The organism is Phycisphaerae bacterium, from assembly GCA_017999985.1.
In the GTDB taxonomy this organism is placed as follows: domain Bacteria; phylum Planctomycetota; class Phycisphaerae; order UBA1845; family Fen-1342; genus JAGNKU01.
In genome coordinates this window covers 47,301-68,170 of record JAGNKU010000012.1, presented here as the reverse complement: position 1 = coordinate 68,170, position 20,870 = coordinate 47,301, and the positions used below count along the sequence as shown (strand labels likewise).

Annotated in this window: 12 protein-coding genes; 6 read left to right on the top strand and 6 right to left on the bottom strand. The window is 67.8% G+C overall.

The window, feature by feature from the left end:
- Positions 1–132 precede the first annotated feature (132 nt).
- From xylB to KA383_15505, 3 genes are read right to left on the bottom strand one after another with little or no spacing between them, the layout of a single operon-like run.
- Entirely contained in the window at positions 133–1,662 is a 1,530-nt protein-coding gene (gene xylB, locus KA383_15515; protein ID MBP7747523.1) for a xylulokinase, read from the bottom strand.
- Between the two features lie 21 nt (positions 1,663–1,683).
- The gene (tsaD, locus tag KA383_15510; GenBank protein MBP7747522.1) at positions 1,684–2,742 is read right to left on the bottom strand and encodes a tRNA (adenosine(37)-N6)-threonylcarbamoyltransferase complex transferase subunit TsaD; all 1,059 of its coding nucleotides are present in this window, start codon (positions 2,740–2,742) and stop codon (positions 1,684–1,686) included.
- A gap of 4 nt (positions 2,743–2,746) precedes the next feature.
- Complete coding sequence (locus KA383_15505; protein MBP7747521.1) at positions 2,747–3,760, bottom strand: NAD(P)-dependent alcohol dehydrogenase; 1,014 nt, start codon at positions 3,758–3,760, stop codon at positions 2,747–2,749.
- Positions 3,761–3,867: 107 nt separating this feature from the next.
- Here KA383_15505 and recQ point away from each other — a divergent pair, with 107 nt between their 5' ends.
- Both recQ and KA383_15495 read left to right on the top strand, forming a co-directional pair.
- Positions 3,868–5,715: a DNA helicase RecQ gene (gene recQ, locus KA383_15500; protein MBP7747520.1), complete on the top strand. Its 1,848-nt coding sequence runs from the start codon at positions 3,868–3,870 to the stop codon at positions 5,713–5,715.
- 111 nt (positions 5,716–5,826) lie between these two features.
- The gene (locus KA383_15495; GenBank protein MBP7747519.1) at positions 5,827–6,465 is read left to right on the top strand and encodes a hypothetical protein; all 639 of its coding nucleotides are present in this window, start codon (positions 5,827–5,829) and stop codon (positions 6,463–6,465) included.
- A 212-nt stretch (positions 6,466–6,677) separates the two neighbouring features.
- Here the strand turns inward: KA383_15495 and KA383_15490 are convergent, their stop codons facing one another.
- Together KA383_15490 and KA383_15485 are read right to left on the bottom strand one after the other, a co-directional pair.
- Entirely contained in the window at positions 6,678–9,590 is a 2,913-nt protein-coding gene (locus KA383_15490; protein MBP7747518.1) for a hypothetical protein, read from the bottom strand.
- A 276-nt stretch (positions 9,591–9,866) separates the two neighbouring features.
- On the bottom strand, positions 9,867–10,805 hold the full coding sequence (locus tag KA383_15485) for an ROK family protein (GenBank protein ID MBP7747517.1): 939 nt from the start codon (positions 10,803–10,805) through the stop codon (positions 9,867–9,869).
- A 321-nt stretch (positions 10,806–11,126) separates the two neighbouring features.
- Here KA383_15485 and KA383_15480 point away from each other — a divergent pair, with 321 nt between their 5' ends.
- The 3 genes from KA383_15480 (at position 11,127) to KA383_15470 (ending at position 16,422) form a co-directional block, all read left to right on the top strand.
- Positions 11,127–13,982, top strand: a complete 2,856-nt coding sequence (locus KA383_15480; protein MBP7747516.1) for a pyruvate, phosphate dikinase — start codon at positions 11,127–11,129, stop codon at positions 13,980–13,982.
- A gap of 129 nt (positions 13,983–14,111) precedes the next feature.
- Positions 14,112–14,774 (top strand): class I SAM-dependent methyltransferase, encoded by a 663-nt coding sequence (locus KA383_15475; protein ID MBP7747515.1) that lies wholly within the window; start codon positions 14,112–14,114, stop codon positions 14,772–14,774.
- 244 nt (positions 14,775–15,018) lie between these two features.
- Entirely contained in the window at positions 15,019–16,422 is a 1,404-nt protein-coding gene (locus KA383_15470) for an HD domain-containing protein (GenBank protein ID MBP7747514.1), read from the top strand.
- A 62-nt stretch (positions 16,423–16,484) separates the two neighbouring features.
- On the opposite strand, the gene KA383_15465 is transcribed toward KA383_15470, so the two are convergent.
- On the bottom strand, positions 16,485–16,799 hold the full coding sequence (locus tag KA383_15465; protein MBP7747513.1) for a Fe(2+)-trafficking protein: 315 nt from the start codon (positions 16,797–16,799) through the stop codon (positions 16,485–16,487).
- Between the two features lie 359 nt (positions 16,800–17,158).
- On the opposite strand from KA383_15465, the gene KA383_15460 reads away from it, so the two are divergent.
- Positions 17,159–20,650: a hypothetical protein gene (locus tag KA383_15460; protein ID MBP7747512.1), complete on the top strand. Its 3,492-nt coding sequence runs from the start codon at positions 17,159–17,161 to the stop codon at positions 20,648–20,650.
- Positions 20,651–20,870: the final 220 nt, after the last annotated feature.

Here is a 20,870-nt window from a genome sequence, read left to right as displayed (position 1 = left end):
CGAGTGGTGCCTCCTGCCTGCGTGGTACGGGCGTCTCGCCCGTCACAGCCACGAGCAGGCTGCCCGTACCACCCATCCGGAACGGGCAAGATGCTCGTACCGCCCGTACGGAAGTAATCCCAAGGTGCAACACTACCCTTCCGCTCCGCAGTAGAGCGGCTCCAGTGTTTCATATGTCGTCCGCAGCCGCGCCGCCAGCACCGCATAGCGGCGGGTCCGCGCCGCGACCGGCTTGTGCACCGCGCGCACCTGCGCCGCGACGCGACTCGCCGCTGCCACGGTTCGGAACCTGCCGCCGCCGACCGCTGCGAGCAGTGCCGCGCCCAGGGCCGAGCCTTCCTCCGAGCGCATCGCCACGCACCGACAGCCGTAGACGTCCGCCTGCAACTGCCGCCACCAGGCGTTGCGGGCACCGCCGCCACCGAGACGCACCTCGCGCAATGGCACACCCAGGCCGCGCATGAGCTCGATCTGCCGCCCCATGCCCAGCGTGATGCCCTCGAGCACGGCACGGACCAGCGCTCCGCGCCCGTGGCTGCGCGTCAGTCCGACGAACGCGGCCCGCGCGTGCGGGTGCGCATACGGGCACCGCTCACCCGTCAAGTACGGGTGGAAAACCAGCGCATCGTCGCCGTCGGTCCTGGCCGCCTCCGCAATCATCGCCGTGTAAATGGCGTCGCGCGCCGCGTCGGTCCTGGCCGCCGCCAGCCGGTCCGCGTACAGCACCTCGCGCGCCCATTGCAGGCTCCCGCCCGCCGAGAGCATGCAGCCAAACACGCACCACGCGCCGGGCACCGCATGGCAGAAGGACTGCAGCAGACCCGCATCGTTCGGCACCGGCGTGGCACTGTGCGCGAACACGACGCCGCTGGTCCCCATCGTCGCCGAGACGATTCCGGGGCGCACGACACCCGTCCCCACCGCCGCCGCCGCCTGATCGCCGGCGCCCGCGACGACCGGCGTTCCCGCGCGCAGGCCGGTCGCCCGCGCCGCGATGGCCGTCACCGCCCCGATGATGGCACACGATTCGTCGACCGCTGGGAATAACGCTGGCTCCAACTCCAGGCGGCGCATGAGCTCCGTGGACCACCGTCGGTTGGCGACATCGAAGAGCAGCGTCCCCGAAGCGTCCGAGACATCACTGTTCAACACGCCGGTGAGGCGGAAGTTGATGTAGTCCTTCGGCAGCAGCACCGCCCGCACGCGGTTGAACAGTTTCGGCTGATGCGCCCGCAGCCAGAGGATCTTCGGCGCCTGGTAGCCCGTGAGAGCCGGATTGCGGACCAGGCGAATCAGCTCCTCGCGCCCGCCGGCCCGGCGCTCCAGCTCCACGCACTCCGCGCCGGTCCGCTGGTCGTTCCAGAGCAGGGCGTTGCACAGCACGCGCCCATGCGCGTCGAGAAACACGCTGCCGTGCATCTGGCCGGACAGGCCGACACCCGCCACGTCGTCGCGGCTGACGCGGCCCTTGCGCAGCGCAAGCTTGATCGCCGCACACGCCGACCGCCACCAGTCATCCGGCCGCTGCTCGGACCACCCGGGCCGCGGGAACAGGCTCGGATGGGACACCGTCGCCGTCGCCCGGACGCGCCCGCCCGCCTCCAGCAGCAGTGCCTTCGTCCCGCTCGTGCCGATATCGACGCCGAGATAGTGCTCCGCCATCTGTGTCTCCAATGCCCAGCGCTATGCGCGCGCGTCACGCCGCAGCGGCGGTCGCAACAACCCCGCCCGCGGCTCCAGCCACAAATCCGCCACGTCACCCCGCTGCCAGCGGCGATATCCGAGGGCCGCCACCATCGCCGCGTTGTCCGTGCAATACTCCAGCGGGGTGAGGTGCAATTGCAGGCCGGCCGGCGTGCACGCGGCCTGCAGCTCGGCGCGCAAGGCCGAATTCGTCGCCACACCGCCACCGACCACCACGTGCGACACGCCCGTGTGCCGCGCCGCCGCCACCGTCTTGGTCGCCAGCGTCTGCACGAGCGCCGCCTGAAAGCTCGCCGCGACGTCCGCCAGTTCCCCGGGACTCAGGTGCGCGACCGAGCCGTACTTCTGCCCCGCGCCGTAAACATGGTAGAGCACCGCCGTCTTGAGGCCGCTGAACGAGAAATCGAAGTGCGGCTTCTTCAGCCAGGTGCGCGGGAAACGGATCGCCTTCGGGTTCCCGTCGCGGGCCACGCGATCGATCACCGGCCCGCCCGGGTACCCCAGCTCCAGGATCGCCGCCACCTTGTCGAACGCCTCGCCCGCCGCATCGTCCACCGTTTGCCCGAGCAGCTCGATGTCGAAGAAGTCGCGCACCAGGTAAAGCGACGTGTGCCCACCGCTCACCACGAGGGCCACGGCCGGCCACGGCGGCGTCTCGCTCAGCAGCGCCGCGCTCGTCGCGTGCGCCTCGATGTGATCCACCGCGACGAGCGGCCGATCGCAGGTCAGCGCCAGCGTCTTCGCCGCCGTCACGCCAATCAGCAGCGAGCCCACCAGGCCTGGCCCCGCCGTCACGGCAATTGCGTCGACGGCGGCGTAGCCGACCTTGGCGGCGGCGAGCGCTTCCTCCACGATCGGGCGGATCTGCTCAATGTGTGCCCGCGAGGCAATCTCCGGCACGACCCCCCCGTACTTCGCGTGCAGCGGCACTTGCGAGCTGACCAGGTTGCTGCGCACTTCCCGGCCGCCGACAACCACCGCGGCCGACGTCTCGTCGCAGGAAGTCTCGATGCCGAGGATCGTGCCCGTGCCTGCCATGCCGTTACGCCGCGACCGTCACCACGATCTTGCCGAAATGCTCGCCAGCCGCCAGGCAGCGAAACGCCTCTGGCAATTGCGCGAACGCGAACCGCCGATCGATCACCGGCTCGATGTGATGCGTTGCCAGAAAGCGGTTCATCTGCTCGAACGCCGCCCGCGAGTCCACCATGATCCCTTCGATCCGCAGCCGTTTCATCAGGATCAGGCCGGTCGTCACGGGACCTTGGCGACCGGTCAGCGCGCCCAGCAATGCGATCCGGCCGCCGGCCCGCGTGGCCTTCATCGACCGGTCCAGCGTCCCCGGCCCCACCGTCTCGACGGTCAGGTCCACGCCCGCGCCGCCGGTCAGTTCGCGGACCGCCTGATCCCACTCCGGCGTTTCGCGATAGTTGATCGTGTGGTCCGCCCCGAGTTGCCGCGCACGCTCCAGCTTGTCGTTGCGGCTGCTGGTGATGATGACCCGCGCACCCAACCCCCGCGCGAGCTGCACGGTGAAAATCGCAACGCCGCCCGTCCCCAGCGTCAGCACCGTCTGCCCGGGCTGCACGGCGCCGACAGTGATGAGCGCACTCCATGCCGTCAACGCCGCGATCGGCAACGTGGCCGCCTGCGCGAAGTCATAGCCGGCCGGGATCGGCAGCACCGCCTCGGCCGGCAACAACGCCTGCTCGGCCGCGAGCCCCGCGCCCGGCGTACCGAGTGTGGTGGTCACGTAGCGCTCGTGAAACGGCCCGTCCAGCCAGTCGGCGACGAAGTGCGACACGACGCGGTCGCCAACGCGCACGCGGGTGACGTCCGGTCCGACGGCCGACACGACGCCGGCCCCGTCGCTGATCGGCGTCGCCGGCCGCTTCAGCCGCGGGTTGTACTGGCCCTGCACGACGAGCAGGTCGCGGTAGTTCAGGCTCAGCGCCCGCACGTCGACGACCACCTGGCCCGGCCCCGGTCGCGGAGTCTCCACGTCCTTGAGCTTGAGGTGCTCGGTCCCAAAATCGTCAAAGCAATACGCCTGCACGTGACTTTCTCCATCGCGCCCGCCGGCTGCAGCGGCTACTCTCAACCGCTCGCCAACCGGTGTCAACCCGCTGCCGTGCGTGGCCGCAGCGCACTTCTGATGCTAGCATGGCAATCATGCTCGCGCCGCCCACGCCAACCAGGGTCCCCGACATCCTTGCCACCGTGCACAAGTACTGGGGCTACGACCGGCTGCGTCCACTGCAAGAGGAAGCGATCCGCGCGGGTCTCGAGCAGCGCGATTCGCTGGTCGTGCTCCCCACCGGCGGCGGGAAATCGCTGTGCTACCAGGTTCCGCCCGCCATCCTCGGCCGCACCGACGTCGTCGTTTCCCCGCTGATCTCACTGATGAAAGACCAGGTGGATGGGCTGCGGCAGTGCGGCTACCCGGCGGCGGCGCTCCATAGCGGGCTGCCGATCGGCGTTCAGCGGGAGATCGAGCGGGAAATCAGCCAGGGTGCTTGCCGGCTGGTCTTCGTCGCGCCCGAACGCCTGTTGACGCCCGGCTTCTTCGAGCTGCTCGACCGGCTGCCGGTCCGCGCGTTCGCGATCGATGAAGCCCACTGTATCAGCCACTGGGGCCACGATTTTCGCCGCGAGTACCGCCAGCTCGCTGTGCTCAAGGAGCGGTTCCCGCGCGCGAGCGTTCATGCGTACACCGCGACCGCAACCGAGCGCGTCCGGCAGGACATCGTGGCGCAGTTGCGTCTCGCGCACCCCGCCGTGCTGGTCGGCACGTTCGACCGGCCGAACCTGGTCTATCGCGTGATCCCGCGCTTGGACATCGAGCAGCAGGCGCTGGAGGTCGTCCGGCGACATGCCAACCAGGCCGTGATCGTCTATTGCATCACGCGCCGCGAGACGGAGACCCTGGCCCGCCACCTGGCGACGGCCGGTATCCGCGCCGCGTGCTACCACGCGGGTCTGGATGCCGAGCAGCGCCGCTTGGCGCAGGAGCGCTTTTCGCGCGAGGAGCTCGACGTCATCGTCGCCACGGTCGCGTTCGGCATGGGCATCGACCGCAGCGACGTGCGCTGCGTACTCCACGCCGCCCTGCCGAAGTCCATCGAGCACTACCAGCAGGAGACGGGCCGCGCCGGACGCGACGGACTGGAAGCCGAGTGCGTGCTGCTCTACTCCGCGGCCGACGCGATCCGCTGGGAGAGCCTGATCCGCAAGAGCGCCACCGACGCCGACCGGCCCGAGGAGGTCATTGCCGCCGGGCTGGAGCTGCTGGGTCACATGCGGGCCTACGCGGCGGGCTACGTCTGCCGGCACAAGCTGCTGTCGGAGTACTTCGGCCAGCCCTACGCCGCGGCGAAGTGCGGCGCGTGCGACGTGTGCCTCGACGAGGGCGAAGTCGACGAGGAAGCAACGGTCATCGCGCAGAAGATCCTCTCGTGCGTCGCGCGGGTCGAGCAGCGTTTCGGCCTCGTGCACATAGTCAAGGTGCTCACCGGCAACAACGACCGCAACGTGCGCGCCTTCGGTCATGACCGGCTCAGCACATTCGGTCTGCTGCGCGAGCTGGACCCGAAGAAACTGACCAACCTCGTGTTTCAACTGGTCGAACAAGGCGTGCTCGACCGCACCACGACCGACCGCCCACTGCTCAAGCTCAACGCCACGTCGTGGGCCGTGCTGCGCGGCGAGCGCCACGTGCGACTCACGTTGCCACGGGAGCGCGTCGTCAAGGCTACCCAGGTGCAGGCCAACGCGTGGGACGGCGTGGACCGCGCGCTCTACGAGAGCCTGCGCGCCTTGCGCCGCACGCTGGCCGCGGAGCGCGGCGTGCCCGCGTTCGTAATCTTCGGCGACGCCGCCTTACGCGACATGGCCCGCCGGCGGCCGCGCACGCTGGCGGAGTTCCGCGCGGTGCACGGGGTCGGCGCGCAGAAGCTGCGCGAATACGGACCGCGCTTCACCGCGCACATACAGGCCTTCCACGGCCGATAGTTCGCGCTTGTCCAGCCGTTCGCGGCGGTTATACTGGCAGCGCCCTGGATGAGCTGAAGCCAGGGCCAGTACGCAGGGGCGGGACGGCGACGAAGCAGCGGTGTCTGCGGGATGAGAAACCTGGCTTACCTCCTGAGTCTGGCGGTCGCCACCTGCCTGGCGGTGGGTCTGTCCACCGGTCCGCTGCGCCGGCCACCCTGCGAGCGCTGCCACGGGCGCGGGCGCGTCACGTGCCCGGTTTGTCAGGGCCGCTGGCACGTGCCGCATACAACCTTGCTGCCCTGTACCGCCCACGGACAAGTGGGCTGCGATGGCCGCGGCTACCGTCCCTGCGGTGAATGCCACGGCACCGGCCGAATCAAGTGCCAGCGCTGCCAGGGCACGCGCTTCGAAACGGTCGAAATCCGCGAAAACGGCGTCGTCGTGCGCACCGAGCGCCGACCGTGCCGCGCGTGCGCAGACGAGCACGGCGTTGCGCAGGGGTACGTGGACTGCCCGCGGTGCGTGCCGTTGTGGGTATGCCGCGACAGCGGACTGGTGTTTGCGCATCCGGTTTACGCCGGCGCGGTCGCCGACGGCGAGGGAGGCGAGTGGTCCGCCGAAGCGCCGGCGACGGAGCTGCGCGGCCAGGTGATCTGCCCGCGCTGCCACGGACGGGGCGAATACGAGCTTCACACGGGCAAGTGCCCGCACTGCAAGGGGGGTACGATCATCTGTCCAGACTGCCAGGGGACGGGCAGGGCACGTTGACGATCGCTGCTGCCCTGCCTGGCTGAACGCAGGCCATAACTGGGCTGGTACGGGCGTCCCGCCCATCGTATGAACGGGCAAGATGCCCATACCACCTATTGGCCCATACTACCCATTGGCCCGTATTATCCACGCGGGGGCAAGTGAACCGGCCAGCGCTGGGCACGGAGACCCAATGCTGGCCGGAGTAACCGCAACTCATGGCGGACCGGCTACTGCCCGGACAGCAGCAGCACGAACGGATTGATGTCGCCGAAGCTCACCGTGCCATCGTCGTTCACATCCGCCAGGTTCACGTCGCAGTCCGGGTACGCATCCGCGTAGGCGACTGGGTTCGTCAACGCCAGAATAAACGGGTTGATGTCGCCGAACGTGACCTCACCGTCGCAGTTCAGGTCACCGACAACATCCGGGCACGCGGTCGGGTCGGCCGCCCAGACCTTCACATCGTCGATGTTCCACCCGCAGTAGCGCCACGCACTATCGGTCACGCCCATCGTCCAACGGAGCTGCACGGTCGGGCGATTGTCCGCGTACGCCGACAGGTCATATTCCTGGTAAACCCACGCGCCATCGTCCACGGTACCCGTGTTCTGCCAGACGGTGTTCCACGAGCTGCCGTTGGTGGTGATGCGGATGTAGGCGTGATCATACGTCGGCGACTCGACGCCCAGCCAGCGGTAGAAGGACAGCCTTACGCCGGTCAGCCCGGAGCAGTTCATCACCGTCGTCGTGATGTTCATTTCCGAGAGGCCGTTGGCGTAATCGCCGTTCAGGTTGTAGCCCACCACGTTCGCGCCGGTGTAGCCGTTGGCGGGGTCCGCGGCGCCGTACTCGCCGCCGCCGCCGTTCGGATGGCCCCACGCCCACTGGTTGGCCGCCGTGTTCGGAAGCTTGACCCAGCCCGGATTGGTGCTCATGTCTTTGTTGTACACCGTCACGATCGGGATCGCCGCCGACTGGTAGGTCGCGGCCGGCGCGTCGGACGGGGCCGTCACCACCGTCCCCACCGTCGAAGCCGCCGAGACGTAATAGCACAGCGTCTTGCCGCACGGCGTCGCCGGCAGCGTCGCGAGGAACACGTTGCCGAGCTGGGGCACGAGCGGTGCAGTCAGGTACGGGCCGTCGTTATAGCGGTAGTACAGCAGGCCCGTGCCGGGCGCGTACGTCTCGGTGCCGTTGTTGATCTCGACGTGCAACGCCGTCGTTTCACCGGGGACCACGTACTGCGGCGGATCTTCGACCAGGCGAATGGTCAGCGGCGGCGGCGGCAACATGCGCAAGTCCGGGTTGCCCCACAGGGCGCCCCACTCAAACGTCTCGTACTTCAGCGCGTCCCACAGCCCCAGCGTGTACATCTGGCGCAGGGCCGCCTGGTGCGACTCGCCCTGCGTGTATTCGCCCGAGGTCAGGCCGGTCGTGAAGAAATAGTCCATGGACTGGCTGGAGCCGCTAGTCGGGCCGGTCCAGCCGGGGCAGCCGTACGCGACCTTCGTGGCCCCGACGAACCCCACCGCCCCCTGCTTCAACATCGCCTGGCCGATGTTGAGCTCATCGGTGTCCGAGTTGCTGCACGCATCCGCGAAGATGATCGCGGGGTAGTTGTCGTTCAGCGCCGGGCAGTCGCTGGCGGCGATGAACGCCGGCGCGCCCAGCCCCAGGATGTGCGCCGACGTGGGCGAGCCGTGCCCGGCCCAGTTGACGAACGCGAACTTGCCCGCCGGCCAGACGGCCATGACGTTGCTCTGCAGCAGCGGATAGTCGCACGGGTACGTCGACATGTAACCCGAGTTCTTTTCGTACATCCGCGTGAGCGTCCAGCCCGTCATCCATGGCTGGTCCACCTTGGCTTCCATCAGCACGGCGTTGTCGGTGTCATCCCAGAAGTAGGCCCCGAGCAGCAGCATGTTCCGCTTGAACGTCGGGTCCTCGTTCTGCTCATAGGCCACCGACTTCTGGCAGATGCTTTGCACGGTCGTTGCGTCGCTCCAGGGGATGCGGCCCACGTTCACTTCGGCGTAGAAGTCGATCGGGTCGGAATCCTCGCCGTAGGCGTGATTGCCGTTCGCGTCCCAGGAGGCGCTGTCGGCCAGGGACAGCTCGGCGTAGTAGTAATCCGTCTCCGGCTGGCCGTAGCCGAGGTTCTGCGCGGTGCGCCGCATCGGCACGTCGTCGTAGTGCCCGACGAGCAGCACATCGCGAATGCCCCACTGGCTGGACGGGTACTTCGCCCGCAGGAAGTTACGGATGCGCTCCGCGTTGTCGTAGCCCGTGTAGTTGGCGATGATCCAGGGCATGGTCGCCACGTACACCGAACGGCCCTTGGTGGTTTCCCAGTCCACCAGCGGCTGCACCGCGGTGGTCAGCGAGTCGAGCGTGATGATGACAAAGTCGTACAGGTCACGTCCGTCGCGCGGGCTCGCGGGGTACCACGCCGCCGCCTGCGCATAGTTCGCGATCAGCGCGCGGGCGATCGCCTCCGTCTGCGGCAGGTCGTCATCAACCGGGGGGTACAGACGTCCCGCCTGTTCCTCGTCCGGCAACACGTAGCGCACGTTCACCTGGATGGAGCCGTGGTACGTCAGTTGCCCCGACAGCGGTCGGTACGTGAACGGCGCCACGCGCACGTCCACCAGATCATATTTGCGATAGTGCGCGACGCGCTCCAGCGTGACGATGCGGGCCGGGTACGCCGCGTCGCTGCTGTATACCGCCGCGTGGTTCGCGAGGTACGTCTGCTCGCGCGCCGCCTGGATGGCCGGGTCTTCCGGGCCGACCACGCGCGGCAGCGGGGCGGGCAGGATCTCGTAGCTGCCCGGCAGCGTGATGCCCGGCGCGCACTCGTAGTCCACGCCCGTCACCTCGGCACCCGGCGGAACGGCGATCGCGAAGATGCGGGCTGGCAGGTTCGGCTTGCCCGGCACCAGTAGCCGGCCAAAACCCTCGACGCGCAGCTCGTTGCCGCGCGCCGTCTCGACCATCTGGTACGGCCCAACCGTGATCGTCGTGCTGAGCGTGCCTTCCTGCCCAGCGATCGCCGGCGCAGCCAACATGAAGATCAGGACCAACACCGACAGGCCGCCAGTCACACAGCCGTACGACGCGGGCGCGCTCCGACGCTTCATGGATTCCTCCTCGGCAAAGCCGGCTTGCAGAGACATTCCCTTGGCCCCGTCAACAAGGCCGGTCGCGGCTCCACGGCCGCTCCGGACCCCGGTTCTGCTGGCGCGGTTGCTCCCGCGCGCCGAACACCCGCCCCACTCAAAAGATAACTGTAACGGAAACGCAATCGCCGAACAAGCAGGCGGGCTCTGTGCGGATAATGTCGGCACTCGGACGGCTGCAAGCGACGGCCGACTGGTTGTGTACCGCGCCGCGTGCCGCCGCCGTCACGCCGGTACTCACGCGTGTTTGCCGACGGCCACGATCGCCGCGCACAGGCAAGCGACGTCGCCGATCCGCTCGCCCAGCCCGGCCGGCAAGACGCGGCAGACACGCACGGCGTCCGGCAGTGCCTCGCGTGCCAGGACTTGGCGTGCCGGTCCGAGAACCAGATCACCCAAACGCACGGCCAGCGCGCCGATCACGATCACCTCGGGGTTGAGCACGTCCACGAGGATGGCCAGTCCGCGGCCAAGGTGGCCGCCGACCTCGCGCAGGACCGCGACCGCCTGGGCATCGCCTGCGAGCGCGGCTTCTGCGACGTCTCGGGCCGTCACTTTGTCCGCCGGCCAACGCTCGGGATGGCGCACCGCCGCGAGCTTCGCGACGCCCGCGCCCGCGCACAGCCCCTCCCACGAGCCGGCCTTGCCGAACCCCACCGGCCCGTCGTCCGCAATCCGCACGTGCCCCACTTCGCCGGCGGTGTCGCACGTTCCGCGGTAGAGTTGACCGTTCAGGATCAACCCGCCGCCAAAGCCCGTGCCCATGGTCAGGAAGATCACGTTCCGCGCCCCGCGCGCCGCGCCGAACAGCCACTCGGCGAGCGCCCCGGCGTTGCCGTCATGCTCGATGTACACGGGCAGTCCGGTGAGGTCCGCCAACAGCTGTTTCAACGGGATGTCATCCCAGCCGGGCAGGTTCGGCGGCGACTTGATGATGCCGGGCTCGATTTGCAGCGGCCCGCCGATGGACACCGAGACGGCGTCGACGGTGCGGGCCAGTTCAGTCGCCCGGCGTTGCGCGGTTGCGATGTGGTCACGCAGCTCCGCCCAGGTCGCCGCGAACCCGCGCTCCGGGCGCGTCTCGAACACGGTGCGATGGACGATGCGCGCGTCATGGTCCCCCAGCACCACGGCCGTCTTCGTCCCGCCGATGTCGAGGCCGAGAATGGTGTTCATGAGTGCACATCGTATCGCATGACGCGAGACTGTGCGGCGCGGTGACCGGCCTCAGCCGTCCACTTCGCACTGTCCGGTGTCGCGCACGCCCGCGCCGGGAGATCTGAATCGTCGCGCACCAACACGCTCTGCTCTGTGCGCCGTCGTACACTGGCTCTGCCGCGCAGATGCTTCGCTGTCGGGAGCGCGCCCGGAGCTACCTTCAACCCCTACACCTCACCGCCGTTCGCGGTTATGATCCGCGACTCCGTTTTCGCCGCGCGTGGTCGGCGAGGAACCCATGCCCCAGCAACCCGGGGCCTCCAGTGCGAAGGACCAAACATGGCAGCGAGCAAGAAATACGTCTACTTCTTCGGGGCCGGCAAGGCGGAGGGCAAGGGCTCCGACCGCCAGCTCCTCGGCGGCAAGGGCGCCGGCCTGGCCGAGATGACCAACATCGGCCTCCCCGTCCCCGCCGGGTTCACCATCGCCGTCGAGGCCTGCGCTTACTACGACACGCACAACCGGCAGTGGCCTGCCGGCATGGAGAAGGAAGTCCGCCAGCAGCTCGCCCGCCTGGAAAAGGTCTGCGGCAAGAAGCTCGGCGACCCGCAAGACCCGCTGCTCGTCTCTGTGCGCAGCGGCGCGGCCCGCTCGATGCCGGGCATGATGGAAACCATCCTCAACCTTGGCCTCACCGACCAGTCCGTCGTCGGCCTCGCCGAGGCGACCAGGAACCCGCGCTTCGCCTGGGACGCGTACCGCCGGTTCCTCCAGATGTACTCCACCGTCGTCGTCGGCCTGAGCAAGGACGTGCTCGAAGGGAAGCTGCACGCGATCAAGGAGCGCGCCGGCGTGAAGTTCGACAACGAGCTGCCCGCCGAACGGCTCAAGGAGCTGTGCGGCGAGTTCAAGGCGTTCTTCCGCGATCAGACGGGGCGCGACTTCCCGCAGGACCCGTGGGAGCAGCTCGTCGGCGCGATCAACGCGGTGTTCGGCTCGTGGAACGCCGAGAAGGCCGTCACCTATCGCCGCGTCGAGAAGATCACCGATCTGAAGGGCACGGGCGTCAACGTGCAGCAGATGGTCTTCGGCAACATGGGCGACGACAGCGGTACGGGCGTGTGCTTCACGCGCGACCCGAGCACGGGCGAGAACGTGTTCTACGGCGACATGCTGGTGAACGCGCAGGGCGAGGACGTCGTGGCCGGCATTCGCACGCCGATCAAGCTGTCCGACCTCGGCAGGAAGATGCCCGCGATCTATGACCAGCTTTGTGCCATGCGGGCGATCCTCGAGATCCACTACGGCGAAATGCAGGACCTGGAATTCACGTTCGAGCGCGGCAAGCTCTACATGCTGCAGTGCCGGACGGGCAAGCGCACGCCGGCGGCGGCGTTCCGCATCGCGGTCGAGCAGGCGTCGCTGCCGCTGATGACGGCGGCCGAAGCCAGCCGGCTGGCCAAGGCGGGGTATCTGCCGAAGCAGTACGTGGCGGCGGCGTCCAAGCCGGTGATCACGAAGGACCAGGCGATCAAGCGCATCGTCCGCGAGGACATCGAACGGTTGTTCTACCCGGTTATCAGCCCGAAGGTCGGCCGCGCGGAGCTGGACAAGCAGAAGCTGACCGAAGGCATCAACGCGGTCCCGGGCGCGGCGTGCGGGCAGGTCGTGTTCTCGGCCCACGAAGCCGAGTCGCGGGCCGCCGACGGCGCGGACGTGATCCTGGTGCGGAAGGAGACGAGCCCCGAGGACGTCGGCGGCATGCAGGCCGCGAAGGGCATTCTGACGCAGACCGGTGGCAAAACCTCGCACGCGGCGGTCGTGGCGCGCGGTTGGGGCAAGTGCTGCATCGTCGGCTGCGAGACGTTGAAGATCGACTATGACGCCGGTCAGATGACGATTGGCGCGACCGTGATCAAGCAGGGCGATTACCTGACGCTGGATGGCTCGACCGGCACGGTCTACAACGGCAAGCTCGAGCTGCAGCGGCCGAAGCCCCCGAAGGAGTTCTTCACGCTGATGGGCTGGGTGGACCAGCGCCGCCGGCTGCGGGTGCGCACGAACGCGGACACGCCGGAAGATGCGGCGAAGGCCGTGGAGATGGGCGCCGAGGGCATCGGCCTGTGCCGGACGGAGCACATGTTCTTCGCGACGCGCGAGCGGCAATTGGCGATCCAGGAGATGATCGTCGCGGAGACGCCGGAGGCGCGCAAGGCGGCGCTCGACAAGCTGCTGCCGTACCAGCGCGACGACTTCATCGGCATCTTCGAAGCGATGGCCGGCCGGCCGGTGACGATCCGCCTGATCGATCCGCCGCTGCATGAGTTCGTGCCGCGCACGCCGGAGCAGGCGGACGACCTGTCGCGCGCAACGGGGATCCCGACCGAGAAGATCCTGCAGCGGGCGGAGCAGCTCCACGAGGCGAACCCGATGCTCGGGCACCGCGGCTGCCGGTTGTGCATCACGTATCCCGAAATCCTGGATATGCAGGTGCGGGCGATCATCGAGGCGGCGCTGGCCGTGAAGAAGCGCGGCGGCAAGGTCAGCCCGGAGATCATGATCCCGCTGACGATCGACGCGCGCGAGTTGGAGATCCTGGTTGAGCAGACGCGGGCGGTGGCGGACGAGATCATTCGCAAGGCCGGCGTGAAGCTGGACTACCTGGTCGGCACGATGATCGAGACGCCGCGGGCGGCGATCACGGCGGACGAGATCGGCCAGGTGGCCGAGTTCTTCAGCTTCGGCACGAACGACCTGACGCAGATGACGATGGGCCTGTCGCGCGACGACGCGGGGCGCTTCCTGCCCGACTACGTGAACGCAAACAAGACCGGCATCTTCGAGCAGGACCCGTTCGTGTCGCTCGACCAGGTCGGCGTAGGCATGCTGGTGTACATCGGCATCGACCTGGCCCGCGAGGTCAACCCCACGCTGAAGGTCGGCATCTGCGGCGAGCACGGCGGCGACCCCGACAGCGTCAAGTTCTGCCACCACGTGGGCATGAACTACGTGAGCTGCTCGCCCTACCGCGTGCCGATCGCGCGGCTGGCGGCGGCGCAGGCCGTGATTGAAGAGGAAGAGGAAGCGCAGGCCGCGCCGCGCGCATCGAAAGCGAAGAAGCCGGCCCGGTCGGGCAAGAAGTCCAGGCCGGCCCCAAAGGCGAAGGCGCGGAAGACCGCCAAGGCGCGGCGCTAGGCGCGCCGTCCGTTACAGCCGGTTCGACGCGGGGCACGCCGCGCTGCGTGGCGTGCCCCGGCTGTTGGCTGGCGCCGCGGCTGCAATCCGCCGGTCTGACGCACCGCCCAGGGCCAAGGAGCGAAAATCGTGTCCACGCGCACACTGCCGCTGACACCGGAGTTGCAGGCCTATCTCGTCGACGTCACGCTGCGTGAGCCGGAGGTAGGGCGCCGGCTGCGCGCGGAGACGGGGCGGCTGCCCGACCCGGAGCTGCAGATCGCGCCGGAGCAGGGGCAGTTCATGCGACTGCTGGTCGAGCTCCTGGGGGCGCGGCGGGCGCTGGAGATCGGGACGTTCACGGGCTACAGCGCACTGTGCGTGGCGGCCGCGCTGCCGGCCGACGGGCAGCTCATCTGCTGCGACATCAACGCGGAATGGACGGCCATCGCGCAGCGCTACTGGGCACAGGCCGGGCTGGCGGACCGAATCGAGCTGCGCCTGGCGCCGGCGCTGCAGACCCTCGATGCGTTGCTCGCCGCGGGCCAGGGTGGGACCTTCGATTTCGCGTTCATCGACGCGGACAAGGAAAACAGCGACGCGTACTACGAGCGCGTGCTGACACTGCTGCGGCCTGGCGGACTGGTCGCGATCGACAACGCGTTCAGCGGCGGGCGCGTGGTGGCCCCGACCCCCGACCAGGCCAAGGCCCAGGCCATGGCGCAACTGAACCGCAAGATCCAGGCCGACCCGCGTGTGAGCTTCAGCCTGGTCCCCATCGGGGACGGCCTCATGCTGGTGCGGAAGCGCTGAGCAGTACCGCGCTCGCGACGCAAGCCCAGACCGTTGCCGTCCGTGCGCACGTCACGCCGGGCGGCGCGGATCAGTCTGCAATCACCGGCACCGGGCAGGATAAAAAGCCACGCGCGACCCGGCGGCGCAGGCACGTCCGAGAACTCGGTGCGGTCGTCGGCCAGCGGAGTGAAGGCCCGGGGCGGGCAGTACGATGTCATAGTGCGAGGCGTTCTCCCGTAACCGTGATTGGGGGGAGGCACTGATGACGACCGCGGCCGCTCCGGCAAAAACAACCGAGTTGCGTCTCTTCCCGGTCAGTATCGAGTCCTTCGACGCGCGCCTCCTGGAAATGGACCTCTATCTCAAGCCGGCGCCGGACGCCCCGGCCGTGCTGTACCGCACGACCGGGATCGAATTCACCCTGCAGGACCGCCAGCGGCTGATGGAGCAGCACATCGAGTTCCTGTACATCCCGATGTCACAGCACAAGGCCTACCGCCGGCTGCTGAGCGACCGGGTGGAAGAGACCTTCCACGATCCGCACCTGCAGCGGGTGGAGCGGGCCCGGCTGATCCGGGCGAGCTGCAAGCGCATGATCGAGGACGTGCTGATCTTCCCGAACCAGCCCGAGCCGATCGCGATGATCGCGGACATGAGCCGCAAGTTCGCGACCTGGGCGACCGAAGACCCGCAGCAGTTCTCCTACTTGCTGGACATGTCGGGGCACGACTACTACACGACGCTGCACATGGTGAGCGTCGGCGTCGGCTGCGGCCTGCTGGTCAACGAGTTGCGGCCCGGCGATGAGGAACTCCGCACGGCCCTGGTCGAGGGCGGCATGCTGCACGACATCGGGAAACGCGGCATTCCCGCCGAGTTGCTGAACAAGGAGGGCAAGCTCGCACCGGACGAGTGGCAGACCATCCGACGACATCCGCTGATCGGCGCCGACGAGCTCAGAAACAACCCGGCCGTGCCGGCGTTCGTGATCGAAATGGTGCGCGATCACCACGAGCGTCCGGACGGCACCGGTTATCCCGAGGGGCTGCGCGACGCGCGCGTCAGTTTCGCGGCCCGTATCTGCGCGGTGGTGGACGTCTTCGATGCGATCTGCGCGGCGCGCCCGTATCGCGGCCCCACCCCACCGCAGGAGACCCTCCGCATCATGCGGGAAGGCCGCGGCAAGCACTTCGACTCCGACATCTTCGACGCCTGGGCGGCGATCGTGGAGCGGCTGGTGTGCGAGGATCCCTCGCGGGCACCGGCGAGCACTGGCGAGCCCAGCAAGCTGTCGCTGGGGGCGCTGGGACAGCAGGCCCCGCTCATCGAGCAGGACATCGAGCCGCGCGACTCGTTCCTGCGGGTCGGGGAGGAGCAACGGCGCCACCCGCGGCATGAATGCAATGTGCCCGTGCGGGTGCGGTTCATCTATCACGGCAAGCCGTTGCCGGTGCTCGACGGTGAATGGACCGAGGTGCGCATGATGGACATCAGCCAGGGCGGCGCGCGCCTGCGGACCGCCTGGCCGCTGTCGCGCAACGACGTGGTGGAGATCGAGCTGCCAGGGACTTCCGACCGGGCGCGGCTGCGTCGGGGGCGGGTGGTCTCGATCCGGTCGGTGGGCGCGGACGGCTGGGACTCCGGGATCCGCTTCGTGAAGACCTGATGCACCACCCGCCGCACGATCCCGCGCCGGCGCGGCCAGATCTCACACCGCCAGGTCGCCGGTCACTTGCCTGTGGGCGGGGTGTACTTCGCGATCTGTTTGCCCTGCCCGAACAAGAACGCCTCCAGGTGCTCCCGCAGCAAGGCGTTGCTGGCGTCAGACGTCGGGTCCAGCCGGTACTCGTTGATGACCATCAGCATGTAGTCCTTCCACATGCCCCAGGCTTCGGCGGACACGTGCTCGTAGATGCGCTGCCGCAAGTCCGGGCCGCCCAGCAGCGTGGCCATCTTCAAGGCCCGCGCACCATCGGGGGTGGTATCGTCGAGGCCGGGCAGGTCGCGATTAAGCTTGGCACAGTGAACGGTACGTGCGGACATCAGAGCGCCTCCGCTGAAGTCATGCTCATACATTAGGCGCCCGCGGCGGCAGTTTCATCCCTCAGGAGTCAGGTGGCGCGCCTGCCCGGACCAGACGGGGGCAGACGGGGGCTTAGCCTGGCCCATTGGCTCTGCCCATTGACCCTCGTTCTGGAACGTTCATAAGATTAGCGGCAGTGCACTTCTGTCGGACTGCACCGCACGGGTGGTGGATGATGAGCGAGAAACGGCCAGCGCGCCGCCGGATTATGGAGCCGGGCGGATTCGCCCGCGCGCACACGCTGGTGCTGATGTTTAGCGTCTGCCCTGTGGCCGGGATGAGCGCGCCGCAGTGGAGCCTCCACGATCGGGATGATTCAATGGTCCGGCCGCCCGACTTTTCCGCGCCGGGAGCCGCGGCGCTCGCGCCGGACCACGTTGACGCACTAGGGCTATCCGCCGCGCCGCCGCGCGCGACCACTGGGCGGGCCGGCGAGGAATGTCCACCGGGGGCGCTCTGCGGGCAGGATCACGGCCCGTGCGGCACGACGCAATGGTACTTCTACTCGGATCTGGAATTCTGCAATCCGGGGCCGGCGCCGTGCCAGCGCGTGCGCTGCGAGAATTTCCCCCCGCCCGGCGTGACGATCGACCGCGCCATCGGCGCCGTCGCATGGCGCGGTGTGTATGTCGACGATGCGACCAACGGTTGCGTAAAGCCGCAGCACCTGTTCCGCGTCCAGTTCTACGCCGATGTCGACGGCGCGCCGGACACCGCCGCGCCTGTGTACTCGGACAACATCGTCGCCACCGCCGTCGACACGGGAGACACGGTGGTGTTCGCCGCCGTTCCGGCGACGCTCTGGGAGTTCACCGCCATTCTGAACGCGCCGGTAGGTCTCACATCCGGCTGGTTCACCGTCGCGGGTCACGGCCGTCCAGGCTGCTACTTCCTGTGGGCAGGATCCAACGAAGGCGACAGCAAGTTCTACCAGTGGTACGAGATCGGCGGCACCATTCCCGGCCCGCCGGTGACGGATCGGTGCGATCTCGTGTATTGCCTGCACGGGTGGGTCGGCGGGGCGTGCTGCGACGATCGCACAATGCAGTGCGTCGAAAACACCAGCGAGTTCTATTGCAGCAGCATCGGTGGTCGATTCCAGCCAGAGACGCCGTGCGCCGCTCTGACGCCGCCGTGCGGGGAAGCCCTCGGAGCCTGCTGCTTCGACGACGGGACCTGCGAACTGACGGTGTTCCGGGACTGCGAAAGCCCGCCGACGCCGCGCTGTCTTGGGGACATCAACTGCGATGGTGGAGTCGACGTCTTCGATATCAATGCGTGGCAACTCTTGTGCTATTCATTCCGGGAGTGGGTCCTGACCTACCCCGATTGTGATCCGTTGAACGCGGACCTGAATTGCGACGGCATCTGGTGCGGGGAAGGCGATCTCGGCGCGTTCGTGGCGTGCCTGTCGCAGAACCCTCTGCCCATTCCATGCCCACCCGGGTGCGGTGATTGCGGCTCCGCATCCCGCGTGCAGGGTTCGTACTGGGCGGGCTGGGGCACAACCTGCGAACCGTGGCCGGCCGGCGGTTGCTGCACGGTCGTCGTGCCTCCGGGGGCCTGGCTTGAGACTGAGCCGGAGGATTGCGCGCCGTCCGTCTATTCGCCGGTGTGTGTCGGCGATCTGAACTGCGACGGGACGATCAACTTCAAGGACATCAATCCGTTTGTGCTGTACCTGACGGACCTCGCGGCCTGGCGGGGGCAATACGGCGACTGCAATCTGCGAAACGGCGACGTCAACTGTGACAGTCTGTACGGACAGGGCGCGTTCGGCGATATTAACCCGTTCGTCGCCCTGCTGGTGGAGCACACCGGTGCGGCCTGCCCGGGGCCCGTCGTGTGCGATGGGGCCAGCATCGTTGATGTGTTCAACGGCGGCTGCGGTTCGTACCCGCCGGTATTCTCGCCGCTTAGCATCGGACAAACGATCTACGGCGAGTCGGGGACGACGAGCATTCAGGGGTCGCCCTACGCGGACGCGGACTGGTATCGCTTCGAGACGAGCACGGCCAGCTTCATTCAGGTCGCGGTGACGGCGGAGTTTGCCCCACGGGTCCAGTTGTACCTCGCCGGCGACGGCGTGGATGAGTGTGCTGGAGCCCGCGAGATCGCCGCCCCGGTGACCGGTCCGCGCTGCGCAGAGGTCGCACTAAACGCGCGGTGCATGTTGCCGGGTGCGTTCTACGTGGTGATCACGCCCGCGCCCGGGCAGGCCGTGCGCTGTGGAGCGGACTATCGGCTGCATGTGGATGCCTTGCCCGCCACGGAATGCTGCTCCATCAGTCCCTGCCCAACAGGCTCATACATCGAGGGCACGGCGACCGGCCATCCGGGCGAGTGTGACGACGACCCCAACCACCCCGATCCCAACGGCGGCTGCGTTACTGTACCTTATGCGTTTGAACCCCTGCCCCTCGACCCATACGCACCAGTAACGGTCTGCGGGACGGTGTGGGCCCTGGCGGGGCGTCGTGATTCCGATTGGTACTTGATCACCCTGCCCTTGTTTACACAGGTCCATTGGGAGGTGAACACGGAAGTCCCCATCCGGGCCACGATGCTCTTCAGCGACCTCGGCGGCGGCATATACGGAGCTCCGCCGGAAGACTGTTCCGTTTACTACTTCTGGGTGGACACGCTCTTCACGCCGTGTCTTCCGGAAAGCTTCAGCAGCAACGCGTGTTACCGGCCGGGGGATTATTGGTTCCTGGTTACGCCGGAAGATGAGCAGGGCCCCCTCTTGCACGGCTACCCATGCCCGCAGGGCGGCAACGACCCTGGCAGCGAATATCAGGTTACACTCTACGCCGGCCCCCCGCCGTGCCCGTGTGACGACCATCCACACGGGGACACCGAGTTCGCCGAGCCACTCGGGCCGGGCTATGTTGATACCTACAACAGCGGTTGCGACGCCGCCGCCCCACCGGGGCCACGCCTCGCACTGGGCTTCGAGCCGGTCAACGCCTGGTTAGCGCACACCGGCACCTGGCAGGAGAGTGGCGTCCTGCAGAAGGACTACGACTGGTATGAAATCACGCTCACTGCGCGGCGGCGTTTCAAGGTGTACCTGTTCGCCGACTTTCCCGCGACCTGGGAAATCTGGCCGGCCAGCAACTGCGCTGCAGGTCCAATTGAGGGGCTGGACGTGCCGGCATGCTACGATGCCGGCATCTACACGGCGCGCTGCTACCCGGCCGGGACTTTCTGGCTGCGTGTGTATCCGACCGGTTGGGCGGACATTGGCAAGTGCTACTACCTTGCGCTGACTGAAGCCGGTAGTTGCGCACCTTGCGCGTACTCATGCGCGGGGGTTGATCTGGATGGTGCGTGCGACGACGCGTTCTTGGATGACACAAACGCCGGCTGCGACGATCCGAACGCGCCGGGGCCGCACTACATGGTGTTCGCGTGCGGCGGCACGTACTGCGGCCGGGTGTCCGCGCAGGAGATCAATGGACAGGGGTATTACGATCCCGACTGGTTCCAGATCACGCAGACGAATGCGACGGCGAAGCGGTTCCGCCTCTCCGTGACGGCCGAGTTTCTCGCCCATGTGGAAGCGTACGCGAGCTGCAGCGACTATGACGCAGGCACAGCGATTCCCGGTCTGGACGCGTTCACCCCCTTGACGTTGGGCACTGCATGCCCGAGCGCGATGGTAACCAGCACGAGCACGTACCCGCAGGGCACGACGATTTACGGTCGGTTCACGGCCGTGGATCAGTTTGGCAACTTGATGCTGGATTATTATCCGTGCGCGAAGGGCAACAACCGCTGGAGAATCGTGGTCGGCTGCGTCAATTAGCCGAGCCGGGCCCGGCCGCGGGCGCTCTGCTGGCCAAAACAAAACGGGTGGCGGCTGTCATCACAGTCGACCACCCTTTGCGATCCGCGTGCAGCGCTTCGCCGTACTGCCCAGCGACTTCGAGTCGCTCCGTTTCGCGTTGCCGACCGCGAACCCGATCAAGTGTAGAAATCGCCGGACGGGCGCGGCAAACGGCGGGCGTACTTTTTTCGACCGCGCG

What these genes read in the sequence shown, in the direction of transcription:
- KA383_15480 (MBP7747516.1), top strand. Translation starts at nt 11,127, where the DNA reads ATGGCAGCGAGCAAGAAATACGTCTACTTCTTCGGGGCCGGCAAGGCG.
- KA383_15470 (MBP7747514.1), top strand. Translation starts at nt 15,019, where the DNA reads ATGACGACCGCGGCCGCTCCGGCAAAAACAACCGAGTTGCGTCTCTTC.
- KA383_15465 (MBP7747513.1), bottom strand. Translation starts at nt 16,799, where the DNA reads ATGTCCGCACGTACCGTTCACTGTGCCAAGCTTAATCGCGACCTGCCC.
- xylB (MBP7747523.1), bottom strand. Translation starts at nt 1,662, where the DNA reads ATGGCGGAGCACTATCTCGGCGTCGATATCGGCACGAGCGGGACGAAG.
- recQ (MBP7747520.1), top strand. Translation starts at nt 3,868, where the DNA reads ATGGCAATCATGCTCGCGCCGCCCACGCCAACCAGGGTCCCCGACATC.
- KA383_15495 (MBP7747519.1), top strand. Translation starts at nt 5,827, where the DNA reads ATGAGAAACCTGGCTTACCTCCTGAGTCTGGCGGTCGCCACCTGCCTG.
- KA383_15490 (MBP7747518.1), bottom strand. Translation starts at nt 9,590, where the DNA reads ATGAAGCGTCGGAGCGCGCCCGCGTCGTACGGCTGTGTGACTGGCGGC.
- KA383_15485 (MBP7747517.1), bottom strand. Translation starts at nt 10,805, where the DNA reads ATGAACACCATTCTCGGCCTCGACATCGGCGGGACGAAGACGGCCGTG.
- tsaD (MBP7747522.1), bottom strand. Translation starts at nt 2,742, where the DNA reads ATGGCAGGCACGGGCACGATCCTCGGCATCGAGACTTCCTGCGACGAG.
- KA383_15460 (MBP7747512.1), top strand. Translation starts at nt 17,159, where the DNA reads ATGGTCCGGCCGCCCGACTTTTCCGCGCCGGGAGCCGCGGCGCTCGCG.